Here is a 20,744-nt window from a genome sequence, read left to right on the forward strand (position 1 = left end):
AGGATGGAACAATGGATATTTTATTACTCAGTAATGGTAAAATTGCTGGTAACACGCATGTAATGGAATTTGCTGCTGATGCAATTGTTGAGCAGGTAAAGCGTACTGGAGCGAAGCATTTTGTCGTGATCCCATACGCTGTTATTCGTTCAAGTCATGATGATCGTGTAGCATTAGTTCAAGCGACATTTGATAAACTGGGTTTGGATTGTGTTGCAACAGGCTTACACCGTGCTGAAGATCCTGTTACGGCTATCGAACAAGCTGATGGTATTATTGTTAGTGGTGGTAATACTTGGGTACTTAATAAAACCTTACATGATTTAGGTTTAGTTGGTCCAATTCGTAAAGCAGTACTAAAAAAAGGAACGGCTTATATTGGTTGGAGTGCTGGGACTAACATCGGTTGCCCAACTATTCGTACAACGAACGATATGCCGATAGTAACTGGTGCAATTCTATCTTCATTAAATTTCGTGCCTTTCCAAATTAATCCGCATTACTTAGAAGCCTCTGTTGAAGGTCATATGGGTGAGACGCGTGATGAACGTATTCAAGAGTTCCTTGAAATCAATAAACATGAACCTGTTATTGGTATTCCTGAAGGTACCTGGTTAGCAGTTACAGATAATAAGATTAGTTATCATGCAGCTAACGGGAAGCCGCTAAAATTCTTTAGCTACGGTAATGAGCCTGTTTATTATCAACCCGGTGATGACGTACAGTTTTTGATGGATCTTAATTACTAATATTATTGTTGTTATAGTTAATACATTAATAAGGAGCTAGCCATTTAGGTTAGCTTTTTTTATGGGATAAAAAAAAGACTTGATTTTTAAGAAGTGCCTAACCACTTGGCTTTTTGGTGGTTGTCCACAATTTCTGTGGATAACTATGTTGATGTTAGGGGGTTATTTTGATTGATGTTGATAAGAAATGTAATGAGGGGCTCTATTGTCATAATAATGATGATAAGGAATAACGAGAAAGAAATAGAGATGTAAATATTATAAATAATGAAGAAATATAAAAAATAATGTGATGATATTGAAAGCAAGCATGTTTGGAAAAGCGGTGGAGAGTATTTAAGCTTGAATGGTTAGTGATCACTCCGTTTATAGTATGGTTATAGAATTGATGGAAAATAAAGCGTTTATTAACGGTAATTTCAACGATAGCCATAGGGTATAAATAAGATAATATAATTAAAGAGTCGTCTAGAGTAAAAAGACATAAAATTTGATGAATAATTTCTTCATATATTATAATTGCTGATTTTAATTATAATTATAATTTAGCTGATATTTATTTACTTTATTGATATTTAACGTTTTTTATTGTTTATTAACATTGTGCATATGCTCGCTTGATAAATTACATCACCATTCATTAATTGTGGTTATTTATATGAGGCGATATATTCATTAGTAGGTATTTATTGTTCTTGTTTTTTTACTTATTATTTTGAGGTATTAAGTATTTCCATATTCATTATTGTTTTCTATCTTTCTACGTAAAAACTAGAAAGAGGTGAGATACTTAATCCAAAAATGATTATATGTGTAAATATCTGTTTTATTTTTAATTCAACATTCGTTGATTTGCTTCAGTAATAAAACGTAAAGTCCAAAGGGGGCCTAGCGTTAACAACCATGTTAATAACTAGGTTGCGGCTTTTGCTGTTAAAATTGGGTTTGGTGTTCAAATTTTAATAAGTAATGTTTTATTACTGAAGCTATTTTTATCCTTTTCCTGCTACCACCACAATTATTGAACTTCACTACACCAGTATTGACATTATTGGGTAGGTGCTCACAATGATACTCAGTATTGTTATTACGGGTAGATGTAATGAGTAAGCTGTTCAGTCTTGTATCTGATTATTCACCAGCGGGCGATCAACCCACGGCCATTGCACAATTGATGGATGGGCTTGATTCTGGTCTTGCACAGCAAACGCTACTTGGGGTTACAGGCTCGGGTAAAACTTTTACGATAGCCAATGTGATTGCTCAAGCTAATCGTCCCACGCTTATTATGGCCCCCAATAAAACCTTAGCAGCTCAGTTATATGGTGAGATGAGAGATTTTTTTCCTGATAATGCCGTAGAGTATTTTGTTTCTTACTACGATTATTACCAGCCTGAGGCTTATGTACCTACCACGGATACATTTATTGAAAAAGACGCCTCCGTTAATGCCCATATTGAACAAATGCGGTTGTCAGCAACCAAAGCATTAATGGAACGGCGCGACGTTATTATTATCGCATCAGTATCGGCTATTTATGGTTTGGGTGATCCGGAATCTTATTTAAAAATGATGTTACATGTACGTCGTGGTGATGTACTCAATCAACGTGACATTCTTCGTCGCTTAGCTGAACTGCAATATAAACGTAATGATGCTGTCTTTGAGCGAGGTACGTTTCGAGTTCGAGGGGAAGTGATTGATATTTTCCCAGCCGAATCAGAAAAAGAAGCGATTCGATTAGAATTATTTGATGATGAAGTTGAAGTTATTTCATCATTTGATCCCTTAACTGGCGCCATTATTCAACGTAATTTAGCCCGTACGACGATTTATCCTAAAACACACTACGTGACACCCAGAGAGAAAATTCTTGAAGCCATCGAAGGGATTAAATTAGAGTTAACCCAGCGTAAGCAACAATTGTTAGATAATAATAAATTGGTTGAAGAACAGCGTATTTCACAGCGAACGCAATTTGATATCGAAATGATGAACGAGCTTGGTTTTTGTTCTGGTATCGAAAACTATTCACGTTATCTCAGTGGTCGTGCTGAGGGTGAGCCGCCACCAACATTATTTGATTATCTTCCTGCCGATGGTTTATTAATTATTGATGAATCACACGTTACTGTGTCTCAAATAGGGGCTATGTTCCGTGGCGATCGCTCTCGTAAAGAAAATCTGGTGGAATATGGTTTTCGATTACCGTCAGCGCTAGACAATCGTCCAATGAAGTTTGAAGAGTTTGAATCTCTAGCACCTCAGACAATTTACGTTTCAGCGACACCAGGTACTTATGAAATTGAAAAATCAGCAGGTGATATTGCTGAGCAAGTGGTACGTCCTACAGGTTTGCTTGATCCTGAAATAGAAGTTCGACCTGTAGCAACACAAGTTGATGATTTACTTTCTGAAATCCACATAAGATCTGCTAAACAAGAGCGAGTGTTAGTGACGACGTTAACTAAGCGAATGTCAGAAGATCTTACTGAATATCTAACTGAACATGGTGTTAAAGTACGTTATCTTCACTCTGATATCGATACGGTTGAACGGGTTGAAATTATTCGTGATTTACGGTTAGGTAAATTTGATGTGTTAGTTGGGATTAACTTACTTCGAGAAGGACTCGATATTCCTGAAGTCTCATTGGTGGCTATTTTAGATGCGGATAAAGAGGGTTTTTTACGTTCAGAACGATCCTTGATTCAAACCATGGGACGAGCTGCACGTAATATTGAAGGTAAGGCTATTTTATATGGTGATCGTATTACTGGTTCTATGGAACGGGCTATTAATGAAACCCAACGTCGCCGTGAAAAACAAATTATATATAACCTTGAGCACAATATTGTTCCTCAAAAATTGAATAAGAAAATTGGTGATTTATTAGAACTGGGTGCGCCGAGTGGAAGAACTAAATCTCGAAATAAAGCCGCTGAGCTACATAAAGTGGCGGAATCAAAAGGGACTTATTCGGTATTAACACCGCAACAATTAGAGCTTGAAATTCAGCGTTTAGAAAAACAAATGTATGATTTTGCACAAAACTTAGAGTTTGAGCAAGCTGCTGAAACGCGGGATAAAATTCATCAATTAAGGCAGCAATTTATTGCTAACAGTTAATTGCTTGTAGCTAATAGTGTATATTTATTGAAATATGCAGATAAAAAAAAAGCCAGCCGAGAAAAAGGTTCGGTTGGCTTCATTGTTAAGTGAAAGAATCCACAACAACGTCAGTTGGCTAGGTTGACCCCTAAGATAAGAGTCATTGTTATAGTTGCATACCCCATGCCAACTTTTTTTATAGCATCTATCGGCTTTTTTTGTCTGTTTCTAGTGATTGAGTGCCTTTATTTTTCATTATTGATGCGCATAAAACGAATGGTATTCGCAAAATGCAAACCATTCTGCAATTGAATCTGGCATAATATAAAAAAAGTAAATTAGGATCCCACTTTCAATTGTATTGATTACAATTAGATTAAGGAGTTCGTTTTTGGAGGAGCGATGGAAAGCATTACACGACAACGCCAAGTATTAATGGTTGAAGATACCGCGTCAGTGGCTGCCTTATATAAATCTTACTTAAATCCTCTCGGACTCAATGTAAGTATTGTGGGTACCGGTGAAGAAGCATTGCAGTTTATCAAAGGTGTTATTCCAGATTTAATCTTATTAGATCTTCGCTTACCTGATATGACTGGCATGGAAGTCTTACAGTTAGTTCGACAAGATCACGGTAATATTCCTGTTGTTATTATGACAGCTCATGGCTCTATCGATATTGCTGTTGATGCGATTCGACAGGGGGCTCAAGATTTTCTAATTAAGCCTTGTGAGGCAGATCGGTTACGAATAACGGTCAATAATGTATTTAAAGGTAATACTAAATCATTATCTAATACCCCCTCAAAACAATCTGATGGCGCACAATATCAAGGCTTCATTGGTAATAGCTTACCTATGCAAGCTGTTTATCGCGTTATTGAATCTGCGGCATCAAGTAAAGCAACAGTATTTATAACCGGTGAAAGTGGAACGGGAAAAGAAGTCTGTGCTGAAGCTATCCATGCAGCAAGCCCACGTCATGATAAACCGTTTATTGCTTTAAACTGTGCCGCAATTCCTAAAGAACTGATTGAAAGTGAATTATTTGGTCATGTAAAAGGTGCCTTTACGGGGGCATCAACTGAACGTCAAGGAGCTGTTGAGATAGCACATAATGGCACCTTAATGTTAGATGAGCTTTGTGAGATGGATTTGGATTTACAAAGCAAATTATTGCGTTTTATCCAAACCGGCACTTATCAAAAAGTCGGTTCATCTAAAACATGCCATGTTGATGTTCGTTTTGTGTGCGCGACCAATAGAAATCCATGGCAAGAGGTGCAAGAAGGTCGTTTTCGAGAAGACCTTTATTATCGACTTCATGTGATTCCGATCACCTTACCACCATTACGTGATCGTGGTGATGATGTTATTGAAATTGCTCATGCATTATTAGGATTAATGTCATTAGAAGAAGGTAAGAATTTTAGCCGTTTTTCTAAAGAAGTATTGCAGTTATTTGAATCTTATTCTTGGCCGGGAAATGTGCGTGAACTACAAAATATTATTCGTAATATTGTTGTGCTAAATACCGCTGAAGAAGTAACGAAAGAAATGGTACCGCCACCGATTAATGCTATTTTTGGTGCGGAATTTGCATCTCCCGTATCAGTCTATCCACAACTAAATACGACATTGACACCAACGATAAATACGTCAAATACATCATTTGTTGACGAAATACAAAAAGATAAAATTGAACCTCTATGGATAGTAGAAAAACGTGCTATTCAATGGGCTATTGATGCTTGTAATGGAAATATTCCTCGTGCTGCAGGGTTATTAGAAGTGAGTCCATCAACAATTTATCGTAAATTACAAACTTGGCAAGAGACGGCGGGTAGTCGGGAGATTGATTAATGGCAATTAATATAAATGCAGAAACATTAAAAAAATTAGCAGATGAAGTCGGGGCAGACACGGTCGCAATCTTGCTTAATGTTTTTAGTGATGAGCTTGAACAGTACTGTCAAAAGCTGTCAAGCCAACCTTCAATAAATCAAATTGGTGATATTAGCCATGCGATTAAAAGCAGTGCCGCAAGTTTTGGTGCTGATGATTTAGCATTAATGGCACAAGAATGTGAATACCGTGTTAGGCAAGGTCAAGATGATTGGATGATTGACCATTTACCTCAATTTAGGCAAATGGTCGCAGGAATGGCAATTGAATATAAACAACTAGCGGGAAGCAATGAGTCTATCAACCGCATGTTTTAATTTGTTACGATCATGACGCCATTCATGATTATTTGACGCTAAATCCAGTACCATCTGCTGATACTTAGGATTGAGTAGTGGTTGATGTACATCTGTGATGATGGTATCAATCTTTCTTCCTGCCATTGCGCGTTCACACCAATATAGCATCGTTTTAAGGCTCATCTCTCCAGCTGGGCCTTTTTCTTTATCTATATTAGTAATAAAAGCAATTTTAGCCGTGCTGATTTTTAGAGCCTGTTCGATATCCCGCAGTAGTAATACGGGCATAATACTTGTTAGAAAGCTGCCGGGTCCTAATAGAATAATATCTGCTTCCATAATGGCATTTACAGCTTCTTTTGTTGCAGGTACTGCGGGTTCTAAGTAGAGGCGTTTGGGAATTTCAGCTAATTCATCAACACTGGTTTCACCATTAATGATTTGACCGTCATGGGTAATAGCTGCTAAATCAGAAGGGTGTTCAGACATTGGAATGATGAAAGGCTTAACTTTGAGCATATCGCGAATTAAATTAATCGCATCAAGAGGACGAATACAAAGGTTATCTAATGCAGTTAGCATTAAGTTACCTAAATTATGCCCATTAAGTTCGCCATTACCACGGAAGCGGTATTCAAAAATCATAGAACCAATAGACGGCTCAGTAATTAATTGATTAATACAATTACGCATATCGCCCCATGCAATACCACCTTGGCAGGCACGGATACGACCTGTAGAGCCCCCGTTATCTGTTGTAGTGACGACGCCTGTAACCTGTGAGCCATAATCAGATAATGATGATAAGACTCGACCTAGTCCGTGACCGCCGCCAATGGCAACAATACGTGTTACTGCTGTACTCTCTGTAGACATAATGTTTGTTCTAATTATTATATTATGAGTATATTTTAACAAAGGATATGCGTTCGTGCATTTATTGGTTAATGCTGATTTCGATATGGATCATATTATTTAAAAATTAATGGTGGGTTTGGATCATGCTCATGAGATAGTCGCAAGCATAAAGACAATCAGGACGGTTGAGTAGGGTCTGCTTTTCTTGTGTCGGTACGGGTAGGATTTCAAGCCAACGTTGACACAACCAGCTTAGATTATGGAATTCTTGCTGATGATGTAATTTGTGTAAATCGGGATGTTTATTAAACATTAACTGTAATCGAGTCGATAACAATTGTTGTTCTAGAGTGAGTTCACGTTGGGGCCAGAGTGGTAATTGCTGACAATTCCCCCATATGACATTATTTTCACCTTGCTCTATTTTTGCTATTTTAAACAGATCTTCGCCATAGATGTTTAATTTAATCCGTTGTTTGTTAGGTTCATGGTTAAAGTCTTCAACCGTGACTCGTGTGCCTATATGGCATAAGCGTTGTTGGTTTTTTTTATCGCTAAACATGCAGATACCAATGCCTGTTTTTGATGATAATATAATTTTTAGTGTTGTTGCATCAGTAATGGTCGATAAATAAAGCTGCATCCGTCCTGTCGGCAGGATATGACGTTTTTGAAATAAGAGCGGTATATGTAGCGTTGCCATGATTACACCATTGATGAGATGTCTTTTTTTATAGGCAAGCAAGTCTGGTGCCGAAGTTATAAAAACACACGTCGACAACTAAAGTGGTTGATTGTTAAGCAAAAATAACCATCAGGTGTTTATGTTAAAATACCACTTATTAATATTGGGTTTTATTGGTAAGCAAAATAAAAACCATTGTGCCTGTGGCGGTTTATTTTGTTTGATCGATCCATGATTGAACACTGTCGGTCGGTAGCAACTCTAAATGGCCAAATTCATCAAAGTACCATCCTTTTATTAGACCTTTATTGCGCATTTCAATAAAATTACCTAATACTTGCTGGGCTGCTGCACGAGCAGAATCTGAATCAAGGCTTTCTTCTCGTTGCAGATAAAGTGCAATATCATCCAGTGTTGCTGATTCCATTATATTGAACATAAATCCTCCACAATTGACATGATTTTAGCGTTAAATACCTAACTAGTATTGTCGTGTTTCTGCTCGAAAGGTAGAATGTCAGCCTGTTTTTTTCAGTTATTTGTCAATTTTCGAAAAACTCTGATACTTTTAAATAAGAAATGCCGTTGTGTGACATTAATAGTTAATCAACGACTGATGGGCACAACTGCCATAACTCCGAGCTTTTTTCACTAAGTTGCTACGTGCTGTTTGATTGATCCATAAAGGAAATAATCAATAGTCAATAAGTGATTAACGCCAGTGACATAATGTCACCAGGGTTGGTTTAGAAATGAACTGGCCTCCCGCATTTGGAAAGGTGTTCCGTGGCTAAACAATTAGAAGATAGTTTTAATCGTAAATTTTATTACTTACGACTCTCAGTTACAGATGTATGTAACTTCAAATGTACCTATTGCTTGCCAGATGGCTACCAGCCTACGGATCAGAAGAAACCTTCTTTTTTAACGCTGGACGAAATTCATCGAGTGACTGCGGCTTTTGCTGACTGTGGTACCACTAAAGTGCGTATCACGGGTGGTGAACCGAGTTTGCGTCGTGATTTTACCGATATTATTCGTACTGTCGCGAGTCAGCCGGGTATCACAAAGGTGGCAACCACCACCAATGGCTACCGCATGGCAAAACATGTTCATGAATGGCGTAAAGCTGGATTAACTCATATTAATGTGAGTGTTGATAGCTTAGATCCTAAAATGTTCTACCAAATTACGGGTGAAAATATGTTTCATCAAGTAATGGAAGGCATTGATGCAGCTTTTGACGCTGGTTTTGAACAGGTAAAAATCAATACGGTATTACTCAAAGATCTTAACTCTCAAGAACTGCCAAAGTTTTTAGAATGGATCAAAACTCGCCCAATTCAATTACGTTTTATCGAGTTAATGCAAACCGGTGAAATGGACAGTCTTTTTAGTAAACATCATGTTTCTGGTGTGAGTATTCGTAATCATCTCATCGCTAATGGGTGGTTACTAAAAGTAAAAGATAATAATGATGGCCCTGCACAAGTTTTTTATCACCCTGATTATATCGGTGAAATTGGCCTTATCATGCCGTATGAAAAGAACTTTTGTGAAAGCTGTAATCGTCTTCGTATTTCAGCTAAAGGTAAATTACACCTGTGTCTCTTTGGTGAAGATGGTGTTGAATTACGCGATTTGTTGGCAGACGATAGCCAGCAGCCACAACTTATTGAGCGTATTCAAACCAGTTTAAACACAAAAGCGGTGAGCCACTTCCTTGATGAAGGTAAGACGGGTATGACACCTAATTTGGCGTCTATTGGTGGCTAGATAGTACGAAGAATGATTATAAATAATAAATAAGCAATCGAAATAAGAATTTTAATTGCATTTAAGTTATTGCTTTTATTGGGAATATAGAATGAATCAGTTTACCCATATTAATGCTTCAGGTGAAGCTAACATGGTTGATGTTTCGGCAAAAGCTGAAACAGTACGAGAAGCGCGTGCAGAAGCCTTTGTACACATGGCTCCTGCAACATTAGCATTGATTGTTTCAGGCCAACATCATAAGGGTGATGTGTTTGCGACAGCACGTATTGCCGGTATTCAAGCGGCAAAAAAAACCTGGGATTTAATTCCATTATGTCACCCGCTATTACTGACGAAAGTTGAAGTCCAGTTGCAAGCGATACCGGCTGAAAATAAAGTTCGCATTGAATCTTGCTGTAAGCTTGCAGGTAAAACGGGTGTCGAAATGGAAGCATTAACGGCAGCATCTGTTGCTGCATTAACCATTTATGATATGTGTAAAGCGGTTCAAAAAGACATGGTTATTAGTCAAGTACGATTACTTGAAAAAACGGGCGGTAAATCTGGTCACTTTAAGGCAGAAGCATGATTAATGTATTGTTTTTCGCTCAAATTAAAGAGTTAGTGGGTGTTGATAAGATTGAAGTTGCTGCGGAATTTGCAACAGCAGATGATTTACGTCAAGCCTTGTTAAGTCGTGGTGACAAATGGCAGTTAGCATTAGAATCAGGCAAATTATTGGTTGCAGTTAATCAAACAATTTGTCACTTAGATACTGCGATAAAAGATGGTGATGAAGTCGCTTTCTTTCCACCCGTTACTGGGGGTTAATATGATTTCAGTACAACACGATGATTTTTCTGTTGCTGATGAGTACGCCAAACTAGCTGAAGGTAATGAAGCTGGGGCAGTTGTTACGTTTATTGGTAAAGTACGTGACTTTAACCAAGGCGATGCTGTTACTGGGTTATCTTTAGAACATTATCCTGGTATGACAGAAAAAGCCCTCCAAGAAATTATTGTGCAAGCACGTAGCCGTTGGCCATTATTACAAACACGTGTGATTCACCGTGTGGGTGATCTTGATTTGGGTGATCAAATTGTCTTTGTTGGTGTAACAAGCGCTCACCGTGGTGCTGCATTTGAAGCTTGCGAATTTATTATGGATTACTTGAAAACCAAAGCACCGTTTTGGAAAAAAGAGCAAACACCATTAGAAAGTCGTTGGGTAGATGCGCGAGAAACTGACAATTCTGCCGCTGATAGATGGTCAGAATAAGATTTTGATTGATATAGAAAAGGAGCTAATTTTAGCTCCTTTTTTTATAGGTAGATATTAACGAAAAAGATTATTTTTTATTTTTATTCTTATCTCGATTTGCCGTGGTAGTTGGAACGTAACTCGTGCGAAAACGGGATGGACTTGGTCGTGAAATGCAGCCTGTAGGTCTCATAATTTTACTCTTATTCTCACCGTATGAAATGACAGAGGTATTACTAAGAAATTGACGTTGGTACAGGATATATTTCTTAGTGGCTAAATAGTAGCGGGCTTATTGGCTAAATTATAGGATCCTTACCAGCTTATGATGTTGTTTGCTAAAATAATCTATCTGTTATCTTTTTAAGATCCTTTTGTTATAAATAAGCAACAATAAGGTAAATTAGCCAGTGAAGTTGCTATTTATGTGCCATATTTAAAAGGTGAAGATTAAGCGTAAGAGTTTTTGGCTGGTATAAGACCAAGCAGTGAAGAGGCAGTAACGGTCTACTAGCATCATTTAACAGCGGAGAGGTTAATAATGCATAAACGTATACCTTGTAAAAGAATCAAGCAGATGATGGCTGATATTGGCATGGATGATAATAACCACGATAACGAAGAGCCGTTATTACTCGAACAAAAAGAACAAGCCGTGAGTCAAGACAAGCAGCTGATTGAACTAGACAGTCAAAATAAGTAAATATTATGCGGTATTATTATAGAAAGGCATTACTTAGGTAGTGCCTTTTTTTATGTTTCTTTTTGTCTTTAGTTTGTCATGCTAGTGTTTGTTTTATGCTCGGTAATGCTGGGTTTCAGTGGTTTTTTATTCTGATTCTGAATTGATGTACAAATTATAACCTTAAAAAAGGCCAAATGAGCCATTTTTACTAATATTAATAGCTTTAACCTTAATGATTATAGGTGTAATAAACTATAAATGTGAGATTGATCTAGTTAATGTTGGTGGTTGTTAACCAAATGTGTAGTATGAAATGTGTTTTATTTGTCTGTTTGTGGCAAATTAATATAACTCCTGTTAATGTTTTAGACAATTCTTCGGTTTGATAGTTGTTCTCTAGGATTGAGAATAACTATTTTGTCAGTAATCAATATGACCGGCTGAAAATGTCATGGACGTTATAAATTGATGTATTGGAGTTAATGCATGTATAAGAATAAAATTACCCAAGCTTTGTTACTTGGTGCTGGCCTCGCTGTTGCCCTTCCTTCTTTTTCAATTTTTGCAGCACAAGTTCCCACTGAAGTTAAATTGGCCGATACACAAGAGTTAGTTCGTGCGAATGGCACTGAACCTGAATCTCTTGATCCACAAAAAGTATCAGGTGTTCCTGAATCAAATGTTATTCGTGATTTACTTGAAGGGTTAGTTAATCAAGATGCCGATGGTAATCTGGTTGCTGGTGTCGCAAAATCATGGCAGACAACGGATAACAAAACTTGGATTTTTAATCTACGCGACGATGCTAAATGGTCAAATGGTGATCCCGTAACCGCTGACGATTTTGTCTATACATGGCGTCGTCTTGCAGATCCTAAAACGGCATCACCTTATGCGTCGTATCTTGATATGACGACCATGGCAAATGCGACAGATATTATTGCAGGTAAGAAATTACCCGCAACATTAGGTGTTGAAGCTGTTGATGCTCATACCTTAAAAGTAACGCTAGATAAGCCATTATCTTATTTTGCATCAATGCTTGTGCATACCTCAATGAAACCTGTTAATAAAAAGGCAGTTGAAAAATTTGGTGATCAGTGGACGAAAGTGGGCAACTACGTATCAAATGGTGCTTATCAGTTAGATCAGTGGGTTGTAAACGAGCGTATTGTCTTAACCCGCAATAATAATTATTGGAATAATAAAGAGACGGTAATTAACCAAGTTACATTTTTACCGATTGAAAACCAAGTTGCTGCAATGAACCGTTTCCTTGCTGGTGAAGTCGATATGACTTACGAAATGCCCAATGAGCATTTCAAGCGTTTAACCAAAGATTATCCGCAAGATGTCAAAGTAACCCCTTATTTATGCTCTTATTATTATGAGTTTAATACCGCACGTAAGCCGTTTGATAATGGCGATGTACGTAAAGCGTTATCGTACGCCATTGACCGTGATGTATTGGCGAAATTTATCGTGGGTAAAGGAGAAACACCTGCATATAACTTTACGCCATTAGCAACTAATGGCCTTGATGTTGAGATGCCGGATTACGCTAAATTAAATCAAAAGCAACGCCTAGAAAAAGCCAAAGCATTATTAGCAGCTGCGGGCTATAGCCAGAATAATCCACTGACATTTAAAGTGTTATATAACACTTCTGAGAACCATAAAAAGATTGCTGTTGCGATTGCATCAATGTGGAAAAAAGGATTGGGTGTTGAAGCACAACTTGAAAACCAAGAGTGGAAAAGTTATTTAGACAGTAAACGCCAAGGCAACTTTGATGTTTCTCGTGCGGGTTGGTGTGGCGATTATAATGAAGCCTCAACCTTCTTAGCGATTATGCGTACAGGCCACTCACAGAACTACCCTAAATATGCTAGCGTTGATTATGACAAAGCGATTGATGATGCCATTCTTGCCCCAACAGCGGCTGAGCGTGCAGCAGATTATAAACGTGCAGAAGCAAGTTTAGCGCAAGATATGCCAATTATGCCTATTTATCACTACGTTAATGCGCGATTAGTGAATCCACAATTAGGCGGTTATCCAATGAAGAATGCAGAAGATAATATCTACTCTAAAGATCTGTATTTCATCGCTAAATAATTTTTTCATCATAATAATTAGCTGCCTTTGATAATAAAGGCAGCCTTCGCTTGCACAACTAATACGGTAGCTTTATATGATTAAATTCATTGCTAAAAGGATTTTTGAAGCGATACCGACACTGTTGGTATTGATCACTATCTCATTTTTTTTAATGCGCTTCGCTCCCGGTAACCCCTTTACTTCAGATCGCCCTTTACCGCCGGAAGTTCTTGCTAATATCGAAGCAAAATATGGTCTAGATAAACCTGTATTTGAACAATATACGACATATTTAGGCAATATTGTTCAAGGTGACTTTGGTCCATCATTCAAATATAAAGATTTTACAGTTAACGAATTAGTGTCTAAAGCGTTACCTGTATCAGCAAAAATAGGCTTTTTTGCTTTTATTTTTGCATTAGTTATGGGGGTATCTGTTGGTACTCTGGCTGCGTTAAAACAGAATACATGGCTTGATTACACCATTATGTCCACCGCAATGGCGGGGGTAGTGATGCCTTCCTTTATTCTCGCTCCTGTTTTGATTTATATCTTTGCCATTAATTTACAATGGTTACCTGCTGGTGGCTGGCAAGATGGATCGCTCAAGTTTGTTATTCTGCCAATGTTAGGAATGGCATTATTATATGTTGCGACATTTGCTCGTATTACGCGTGGCAGTATGATTGAGACATTAAATAGTAACTTTATTCGTACAGCACGAGCGAAGGGATTAAGTTACCGCCATATTATTTTAAAACACGCATTGCGACCTGCATTGTTACCTGTGGTGTCATACATGGGACCTGCTTTTGTCGGCATTATTACAGGTTCTGTTGTGATTGAAACAATTTTTGGTCTGCCAGGTATTGGTAAGTTGTTTGTTAATGCAGCTTTTAATCGTGATTATTCATTAGTGCTTGGTGTTACGATTTTGATTGGTTCGTTAACGATTATCTTCAATGCCATTGTTGATATCGTGTTAGCGATGATCGATCCTAAAATTCGTTATTAAGAGGCTGATAATTATGATTTTAACAAAAAAAGATAATGTCGAGGCTCTTGAGAAATTTTCTGAAAACCTTGAAATAGAAGGCCGTAGCTTATGGCAAGATGCTCGCTCACGTTTCTTTCGTAACAAGGCAGCAATGGTCTCATTAGTGATTTTAGGTTTAATTACACTGGCGGTAATTTTTGGTCCGATGGTCAGTCAATATGCGTTTGATGATACCGATTGGTATGCGTTGCATGCTGCGCCATCATTAGGGGCTGAAGGACATTTTTTTGGAACGGATAGTCTGGGGCGTGATCTTTATACACGTACTTTAGTTGGTGGTCGTATTTCACTGATGGTAGGACTATTAGGTGCTTTAGTTGCGGTGATTATTGGTACGCTTTATGGTGCCGCATCAGGGTTTATTGGTGGTAAAACTGATCGGGTCATGATGCGTATTTTGGAAATATTGTATTCGATTCCGTTTATGTTTTTTGTGATTGTATTAGTGACCTTTTTTGGTCGTAACATCATGCTGATCTTTATCGCTATTGGTGCCATTTCTTGGCTGGATATGGCGCGTATTGTACGTGGTCAGACGTTGTCATTACGAGGTAAAGAGTTTATTGAGGCTGCACATGTTTGTGGTGTTAGCCGCTGGAGAATTATAACCCGTCATATTGTGCCAAACGTGCTCGGTATTGTCGCCGTTTATTCAACATTATTAGTACCCGCTATGATTTTGACCGAATCGTTCTTAAGTTTCCTCGGACTTGGAGTGCAAGAACCGATGACCAGCTGGGGGGCATTATTAAATGAAGGCTCACAAACAATGGAAGTCGCTATTTGGCAGCTCTTATTCCCCGCGGGATTTATGGTGATCACCTTGTTCTGTTTTAACTATGTTGGTGATGGTTTACGTGACGCGTTAGATCCTAAAGATAGATAAAAATAAGCAGCGACCTATTTTATTAATCATAGCAGCGGTGATTGAACAGTACTATGAAGCTAATAAAGTAGGTATCGCCAATATCATTCACTTGATAATAAATAATAACCGAAGCGAATGTACGGTGCTTATTGTTGATAACAAGGAAGTAGTATGAGTTTGTTAGAAATTAAAGATTTACGAGTAGAATTTACCACGCCAGATGGCAATGTTACTGCGGTAAATGATCTTAATTTTTCATTAGAGCAAGGTCAAACCTTAGGTATTGTAGGTGAATCAGGCTCAGGTAAAAGCCAAACTGTATTTGCAATCATGGGTTTATTAGCCAAGAACGGCATTATCAGTGGCAGCGCTAAATTTGAAGGTCGCGAGATTTTAAATTTACCCGAAAAAGAATTAAATCGTATTCGAGCAGAACAAATAGCAATGATTTTCCAAGATCCAATGACGTCATTAAATCCTTATATGAAGGTTAGTGAACAGTTAATGGAAGTACTAATGCTGCATAAAGGCATGAGCAGATCTCAAGCGTTTGAAGAATCCGTAAGAATGTTGGATGCAGTTAAAATTCCAGAAGCGCGTCAGCGTATTACTATGTATCCCCATGAGTTTTCTGGTGGTATGCGTCAACGGGTTATGATTGCAATGGCGTTATTATGTCGTCCTAAGTTGTTGATTGCTGATGAACCGACAACAGCACTTGATGTAACCGTTCAAGCTCAGATTATGACATTATTAAACGATCTCAAATCTGATTTTAATACCTCGATCATTATGATCACCCATGATCTTGGTGTGGTCGCTGGCAGCTGTGACAAAGTGTTAGTGATGTATGCCGGACGGACGATGGAATATGGTGATATCAATGATATTTTTTATCGTCCGAGCCATCCATATACCGAAGGGTTGTTACGCGCCATTCCTCGTTTGGATACCGAAGGTGACGATTTACCAACGATTCCGGGGAACCCACCTAACTTATTATCCTTGCCTATTGGATGTCCATATCAAGAACGTTGCCATCGTGTATTGCCGCGTTGTAAGCAAGAATCACCAATATTAATGCCATTTGCACACGATAGATTACGTGCTTGTTTTGCTGATATGGGAGCACAGTCATGAAGACGGAAAAGAAATTATTATTAGATATTACCAATCTTAAAGTCCATTTTAGTATTGCGTCTAAATCAGCATGGCCTTGGAGTCAACCAACCAAATTAAAAGCGGTTGATGGTATTAATGTTAGTGTTTATGAAGGTGAAACGTTAGGTGTTGTTGGCGAATCAGGTTGTGGTAAATCAACATTTGCTCGCGCGATTATTGGTTTGGTCGAAGCGACTGAAGGGCAAGTGGTATGGCTAGGACAAGATCTGACCAAGCTTAATCACAGCGCTCGACGTGAAACTCGCAAACAGATTCAGATGATTTTTCAAGATCCATTAGCATCATTAAATCCGCGTATGACCGTTGGCTAAATTATTGCCGAGCCATTAAAAGCATTTTACAGCCAATTATCAGCTGAAGAAATCAAACAACAAGTACAAGCAATGATGACCAAAGTCGGACTATTACCGAACGTAATCAATCGTTATCCTCATGAATTTTCTGGCGGACAATGCCAACGAATTGGTATAGCACGTGCATTAATCTTAAAACCCAAGATGATTATTTGTGATGAACCTGTCTCTGCGTTGGATGTATCAATTCAAGCGCAAGTGGTGAATTTGCTTAAATCGTTACAAAAAGAGATGGGATTAAGCTTAATCTTTATCGCACACGATTTATCGGTCGTAAAACATATTTCTGATAGAGTGCTGGTGATGTATTTAGGCCATGCGGTTGAAATGGGGGACAGTAAAGCTTTATTTGCTAATCCTCAGCACCCTTATACCAAAGCATTAATGTCAGCTGTACCTATTCCCGATCCTGAGTTAGAACGTAATAAGCAGATTGAGTTGTTAGAGGGGGATTTACCATCACCGATGAACCCACCATCAGGCTGTGTCTTCCGTACCCGTTGCCCTAAAGCTGTTGCCCATTGTGCGAAAGAAAAACCGGTATTAGTAGGTACTCACCAACATGCAGTTTCGTGCCTACAGATTTAATGGCTAAAAGATGAGTAACGTTTCAATTATTTATTGAGCGTTACTCTTTTTTTTGAAAAGACGGTGGAGATTTAAATACATAATTATTTAGCTGCTGTTGCAGTGCTTTTCTATTTTCAGCTTTATTTTCTTTATTTTTATACAAAGTTTTATCAGCTCGAATTAAAGCATCATGTAAATTTTCATTCGGCTTAATTACCGTACAACCAGTAGAAATCGCTACTTTTATATGATAATGACAAAAATAGCCGCTAAAAATAGCTAATTCTAAGCGATCTGCCATTAATAATGCTTGTTCTAAATCGGCATTGGGCAAAATAATACAAAATTCATCACCCCCGAGTCGAATACAAATATCACTGTCTCGTGTCATATCATCAATGGTTGATGAAATATGTTTCAGTGCTAAGTCACCAATATCATGTCCATAAGTATCATTAATTGTTTTAAAATCATTGGCATCAAAAACAATCATTGAAATTGGTTTATCGATTGCTCTATTTTCTTCTAGTGTTTTTTTGATAACAGTATCAAGAATTCGACGGTTAAATAATCCCGTTAATTGATCTGTATATGCCTCTAATTGATAATACTGTTTTTGAGATTTGTATTTTCTTAATGTGGCATTCATATAATTAAGTGCGATCAAAATAAGTAACCCGAAAGTCAGAATTTGAACAGCAAAAGTAATAAAAATTGTTGATGAGATATTCGCGTGTATCAGAATATTATTACTTAAACGGGTGTAGACCTGTATTGATGGTAATAGTGTATGGTTATATCCCTTAAAAATATCAATCCTCTTTTTCTTATTAACATCATAAAGATATAAATTTAATGAAGATTTTAATTTATTAGGTAAGGTGATTGACGATAGTAATGATTTAACTGGAATATCAACCCCAATATCACCGACGACCTGATCTTTATTATAAACGGGTGATTTAATCGTAATAACCATTCGGTTAGAGAAAAAATCAAGGTAAGGCGCCGTATAATAAAAGCCATTATATAGTGATGTTACAGGTTGAGATTCAGAACGCTGATCTTTATATTTTGGCGACGAGAAAAATTCTCTTGTGGCATTAAAATTAATAGCATTGGATTTTGATGATAGATAAAAATATTCCAATGTATGAGAAATATAATAGTAATTATAGGTGATCGAATGATGTTGTTGCTCAGCCCATAGATCATCAAGCAGAGCAAAAATATGGGTATCATTTTGAATGTGCTTATTTGGCTTCCCAGGACCAAGTAACGTGCCATTAAGCAGATTATCGGGATAAATACCCCGATTGAAGCCAAATTCTTTTAATTTTGGGTAATAATGTATTGTAACTAAAGCCTGTAATTGTTGGTTTTTTAGGTCGTTAATAGCTTTTGTTACCGTACTGGCATAACGTTGATTTCGAAATGCTAACGTGTTCATTGCATTTTTTATTTGATTCAAATTTTCTTGCACGTATAGCTGTGTTTCATGAATATCATTGCGGATACTGATAGTAACTAAACCTGCCAGTATCAACATATTACATAAAATAATAACTATTTTTTTGACGAATTTATTTTCGCAAATAAAGTGGTTGAACTTCCGTTCAGGATCGTTTTTTTTAAATATATGATGTTCTATTTTAGACATTGAAGTGTTTATCGTTAATTAACAAGTCAAATGGCATTGGTTTGCTATATAAAAAACCTTGATGATAACGAATGCCAATATCAAGTAAAATTTCAGCCTGCTGTTGTGTTTCAATCCCTTCTGCAATTATTTCTACTTCTGCTTGTTCTGCAAATGCAGCTAATGATTTAATAATAGTATTTGCGTTTGATGAACCAATATCAGCAATAAAGACTTTATCAATTTTAATGGTTGTCGCTTGTAATCTTTGTAGAGACAACAAGTCACAGTGGCCATTACCGACATCATCAAGCTTAATTTGAACTCCCATGGCATTGAGTTTCTGACAGTTTTTTTCTGCTTGCTCAATATTCTCAATTGGAGAACGTTCTGTGAGCTCAAAAGCAATGTTATGAGGTGCAATGTGGTAGTGAGCCAGAGCTGAACGCGTAATATCAATGAGCTCTGGATCTTGCAGTACACTGGCGCTGATATTAATACTGAAGTAGTAAGGCAGGGTTTTGCCATGTAAGGCTTCTAGCTTATGAATATCACGCGCAACAGTATTAATTAATTGAAAAGTCAGCGGTGTAATGACACCGTTCGTTTCACATTGAGGAATAAATTCATCAGGTAGAATAACTTTACCTTTTTTAGTCTCCCAACGAATTAAGACTTCATAGCCACATGTTAAATGCTTTTCTGCATCAATAATGGGCTGATAGTAAGGTACTAAATGATTTTGTTTAATCGCATTGAGTATCAAGTATTTAATAATACTTGTGCTGCGATAGCGACGATATAACATTATTAAGACAATAAAAATTAACCCGCTTAATACCAGCAATAAAAATGGTTTTATGCGTGCACGATAGTCTGTAATTACTTGAGGTGTAATATAATATGTTATTGATGCCTTTTTATAAAAAGGCCTCGATATAATAGGTTCCATTGCGTTTTTTAGTTGCTGATCATTGACTGCTGGTTGTTTGAACAGAGCTTTTGATGCATTTTCAGTATTACTGGTATACAACGTAATACCATCATGCTCTATCGTTTGGACCCAACAATTATCACAAGTATTAACTAATAAAGCATCGATAGGTTGTTTTTCAATATCAACAGTAATTACGCCACCAACAACCTTTTTACTATATTGAAGAATTGATTCACTATTATTTGCATTTGCTACCATGGCAAGATCATTATTCAATTGAATCTTTTTGATTGGAGAACCATACATCTGACTTAAATTGGTCCGATCGCCACAGATTTTACCTGAATTAGTGGTAAGGCTAATATTACGAATATTTGATGAATAATAGCTTGCTCGTTCAAGCTCTGATATATCTTCATTATCACAGGTATAAGACAGATGATATTGTAGATTATCAAGTAGAATAGCAGTGGATTGAATGCTTTGTAAGTAGTTATTACTTCGCTTATATTCAAATGATTCAAGATTATATTTAAATAATTGGCGACCAACTGATTGTGAAGTAAGTGCTAACGTCACGAAACCTATAGCGAGAAATAACATTATTAATACAATGCTATATAACGAGATTGAAGGACGTCTGATAGTCACGATGAAAGAACTCCACTATTTTTATATTTTAATTATCTTAAGCAAAATAGCAAAAACAGATCCAAGATGCTCCTG

Annotated in this window: 18 protein-coding genes, 1 pseudogene and 1 riboswitch; of the genes and pseudogenes, 14 read left to right on the forward strand and 5 right to left on the reverse strand. The window is 37.2% G+C overall.

Features of this window, described 5'->3' with window-relative positions; all coding sequences use genetic code 11:
* The first annotated feature begins 11 nt into the window (after positions 1-11).
* From pepE to ACJZU6_RS06490, 4 genes are all read left to right on the forward strand, one after another.
* Positions 12-749: a dipeptidase PepE gene (gene pepE, locus ACJZU6_RS06475; RefSeq protein WP_080157922.1), complete on the forward strand. Its 738-nt coding sequence runs from the start codon at positions 12-14 to the stop codon at positions 747-749.
* 1,102 nt (positions 750-1,851) lie between these two features.
* The gene (gene uvrB, locus ACJZU6_RS06480; RefSeq protein WP_080157921.1) at positions 1,852-3,879 is read left to right on the forward strand and encodes an excinuclease ABC subunit UvrB; all 2,028 of its coding nucleotides are present in this window, start codon (positions 1,852-1,854) and stop codon (positions 3,877-3,879) included.
* Positions 3,880-4,263: 384 nt separating this feature from the next.
* On the forward strand, positions 4,264-5,724 hold the full coding sequence (luxO, locus tag ACJZU6_RS06485; protein WP_408900830.1) for a quorum-sensing sigma-54 dependent transcriptional regulator LuxO: 1,461 nt from the start codon (positions 4,264-4,266) through the stop codon (positions 5,722-5,724).
* Positions 5,724-6,083 carry an Hpt domain-containing protein gene (locus ACJZU6_RS06490; protein WP_080157919.1) on the forward strand — a complete coding sequence of 120 codons (360 nt, stop codon included), beginning with the start codon at positions 5,724-5,726 and terminating at the stop codon, positions 6,081-6,083. The genes luxO and ACJZU6_RS06490 overlap by 1 nt, the downstream gene beginning before the upstream one ends.
* Here ACJZU6_RS06490 and yvcK read toward each other — a convergent pair.
* The 3 genes from yvcK to ACJZU6_RS06505 all read right to left on the reverse strand — a co-directional run bounded on the left by yvcK (position 6,045) and on the right by ACJZU6_RS06505 (position 8,047).
* Positions 6,045-6,941, reverse strand: a complete 897-nt coding sequence (gene yvcK / locus ACJZU6_RS06495; protein ID WP_408900831.1) for a uridine diphosphate-N-acetylglucosamine-binding protein YvcK — start codon at positions 6,939-6,941, stop codon at positions 6,045-6,047. The genes ACJZU6_RS06490 and yvcK overlap by 39 nt on opposite strands.
* 106 nt (positions 6,942-7,047) lie before the next feature.
* Positions 7,048-7,626 (reverse strand): LON peptidase substrate-binding domain-containing protein, encoded by a 579-nt coding sequence (locus tag ACJZU6_RS06500; protein WP_107276388.1) that lies wholly within the window; start codon positions 7,624-7,626, stop codon positions 7,048-7,050.
* Between the two features lie 193 nt (positions 7,627-7,819).
* The gene (locus ACJZU6_RS06505; RefSeq protein WP_080157916.1) at positions 7,820-8,047 is read right to left on the reverse strand and encodes a hypothetical protein; all 228 of its coding nucleotides are present in this window, start codon (positions 8,045-8,047) and stop codon (positions 7,820-7,822) included.
* 184 nt (positions 8,048-8,231) lie between these two features.
* A riboswitch (molybdenum cofactor riboswitch) is annotated at positions 8,232-8,406 on the forward strand.
* Between ACJZU6_RS06505 and moaA the strand changes: the two genes are divergently transcribed.
* The 10 genes and pseudogenes from moaA to oppF all read left to right on the forward strand — a co-directional run bounded on the left by moaA (position 8,395) and on the right by oppF (position 17,460).
* On the forward strand, positions 8,395-9,384 hold the full coding sequence (gene moaA / locus ACJZU6_RS06510; protein WP_107276389.1) for a GTP 3',8-cyclase MoaA: 990 nt from the start codon (positions 8,395-8,397) through the stop codon (positions 9,382-9,384). Its footprint overlaps the riboswitch before it by 12 nt.
* A 91-nt stretch (positions 9,385-9,475) precedes the next feature.
* Positions 9,476-9,955, forward strand: a complete 480-nt coding sequence (gene moaC, locus ACJZU6_RS06515; protein ID WP_045027816.1) for a cyclic pyranopterin monophosphate synthase MoaC — start codon at positions 9,476-9,478, stop codon at positions 9,953-9,955.
* A complete protein-coding gene (moaD, locus tag ACJZU6_RS06520; RefSeq protein ID WP_080157914.1) occupies positions 9,952-10,197 on the forward strand; it encodes a molybdopterin synthase sulfur carrier subunit in 246 nt (81 codons plus the stop codon). The genes moaC and moaD overlap by 4 nt, the downstream gene beginning before the upstream one ends.
* A gap of 1 nt (position 10,198) precedes the next feature.
* On the forward strand, positions 10,199-10,645 hold the full coding sequence (gene moaE / locus ACJZU6_RS06525; RefSeq protein ID WP_080157913.1) for a molybdopterin synthase catalytic subunit MoaE: 447 nt from the start codon (positions 10,199-10,201) through the stop codon (positions 10,643-10,645).
* Positions 10,646-11,168: 523 nt separating this feature from the next.
* A complete protein-coding gene (locus ACJZU6_RS06530) occupies positions 11,169-11,330 on the forward strand; it encodes a hypothetical protein (RefSeq protein WP_162841603.1) in 162 nt (53 codons plus the stop codon).
* Between the two features lie 468 nt (positions 11,331-11,798).
* A complete protein-coding gene (locus ACJZU6_RS06535; RefSeq protein WP_408900832.1) occupies positions 11,799-13,430 on the forward strand; it encodes an ABC transporter substrate-binding protein in 1,632 nt (543 codons plus the stop codon).
* A gap of 76 nt (positions 13,431-13,506) precedes the next feature.
* Positions 13,507-14,427 carry an oligopeptide ABC transporter permease OppB gene (oppB, locus tag ACJZU6_RS06540; protein ID WP_408900833.1) on the forward strand — a complete coding sequence of 307 codons (921 nt, stop codon included), beginning with the start codon at positions 13,507-13,509 and terminating at the stop codon, positions 14,425-14,427.
* A 16-nt stretch (positions 14,428-14,443) separates the two neighbouring features.
* Complete coding sequence (oppC, locus tag ACJZU6_RS06545) at positions 14,444-15,355, forward strand: oligopeptide ABC transporter permease OppC (RefSeq protein ID WP_080158160.1); 912 nt, start codon at positions 14,444-14,446, stop codon at positions 15,353-15,355.
* 153 nt (positions 15,356-15,508) lie between these two features.
* A complete protein-coding gene (locus tag ACJZU6_RS06550) occupies positions 15,509-16,477 on the forward strand; it encodes an ABC transporter ATP-binding protein (RefSeq protein ID WP_408900834.1) in 969 nt (322 codons plus the stop codon).
* A pseudogene (oppF, locus tag ACJZU6_RS06555) lies at positions 16,474-17,460 on the forward strand (murein tripeptide/oligopeptide ABC transporter ATP binding protein OppF). The gene ACJZU6_RS06550 and the pseudogene oppF overlap by 4 nt, the downstream one beginning before the upstream one ends.
* Before the next feature lie 40 nt (positions 17,461-17,500).
* On the opposite strand, the gene ACJZU6_RS06560 reads toward oppF, so the two are convergent.
* Positions 17,501-19,102, reverse strand: a complete 1,602-nt coding sequence (locus ACJZU6_RS06560) for a diguanylate cyclase (protein ID WP_408900835.1) — start codon at positions 19,100-19,102, stop codon at positions 17,501-17,503.
* The gene (locus ACJZU6_RS06565) at positions 19,095-20,669 is read right to left on the reverse strand and encodes an EAL domain-containing protein (RefSeq protein WP_408900836.1); all 1,575 of its coding nucleotides are present in this window, start codon (positions 20,667-20,669) and stop codon (positions 19,095-19,097) included. Before ACJZU6_RS06565 ends, ACJZU6_RS06560 begins: the two co-directional genes overlap by 8 nt.
* Positions 20,670-20,744: the final 75 nt, after the last annotated feature.

The sequence above is a fragment of the Photobacterium piscicola genome, from assembly GCF_046058925.1.
GTDB lineage: Bacteria > Pseudomonadota > Gammaproteobacteria > Enterobacterales > Vibrionaceae > Photobacterium > Photobacterium piscicola.

Coding starts and splice junctions, on each gene's coding strand:
- pepE (WP_080157922.1), top strand. CDS start 12: ATGGATATTTTATTACTCAGTAATGGTAAAATTGCTGGTAACACGCAT.
- uvrB (WP_080157921.1), top strand. CDS start 1,852: ATGAGTAAGCTGTTCAGTCTTGTATCTGATTATTCACCAGCGGGCGAT.
- luxO (WP_408900830.1), top strand. CDS start 4,264: ATGGAAAGCATTACACGACAACGCCAAGTATTAATGGTTGAAGATACC.
- ACJZU6_RS06490 (WP_080157919.1), top strand. CDS start 5,724: ATGGCAATTAATATAAATGCAGAAACATTAAAAAAATTAGCAGATGAA.
- yvcK (WP_408900831.1), bottom strand. CDS start 6,941: ATGTCTACAGAGAGTACAGCAGTAACACGTATTGTTGCCATTGGCGGC.
- ACJZU6_RS06500 (WP_107276388.1), bottom strand. CDS start 7,626: ATGGCAACGCTACATATACCGCTCTTATTTCAAAAACGTCATATCCTG.
- ACJZU6_RS06505 (WP_080157916.1), bottom strand. CDS start 8,047: ATGTTCAATATAATGGAATCAGCAACACTGGATGATATTGCACTTTAT.
- moaC (WP_045027816.1), top strand. CDS start 9,476: ATGAATCAGTTTACCCATATTAATGCTTCAGGTGAAGCTAACATGGTT.
- moaD (WP_080157914.1), top strand. CDS start 9,952: ATGATTAATGTATTGTTTTTCGCTCAAATTAAAGAGTTAGTGGGTGTT.
- moaE (WP_080157913.1), top strand. CDS start 10,199: ATGATTTCAGTACAACACGATGATTTTTCTGTTGCTGATGAGTACGCC.
- ACJZU6_RS06530 (WP_162841603.1), top strand. CDS start 11,169: ATGCATAAACGTATACCTTGTAAAAGAATCAAGCAGATGATGGCTGAT.
- ACJZU6_RS06535 (WP_408900832.1), top strand. CDS start 11,799: ATGTATAAGAATAAAATTACCCAAGCTTTGTTACTTGGTGCTGGCCTC.
- oppB (WP_408900833.1), top strand. CDS start 13,507: ATGATTAAATTCATTGCTAAAAGGATTTTTGAAGCGATACCGACACTG.
- ACJZU6_RS06550 (WP_408900834.1), top strand. CDS start 15,509: ATGAGTTTGTTAGAAATTAAAGATTTACGAGTAGAATTTACCACGCCA.
- ACJZU6_RS06560 (WP_408900835.1), bottom strand. CDS start 19,102: ATGTCTAAAATAGAACATCATATATTTAAAAAAAACGATCCTGAACGG.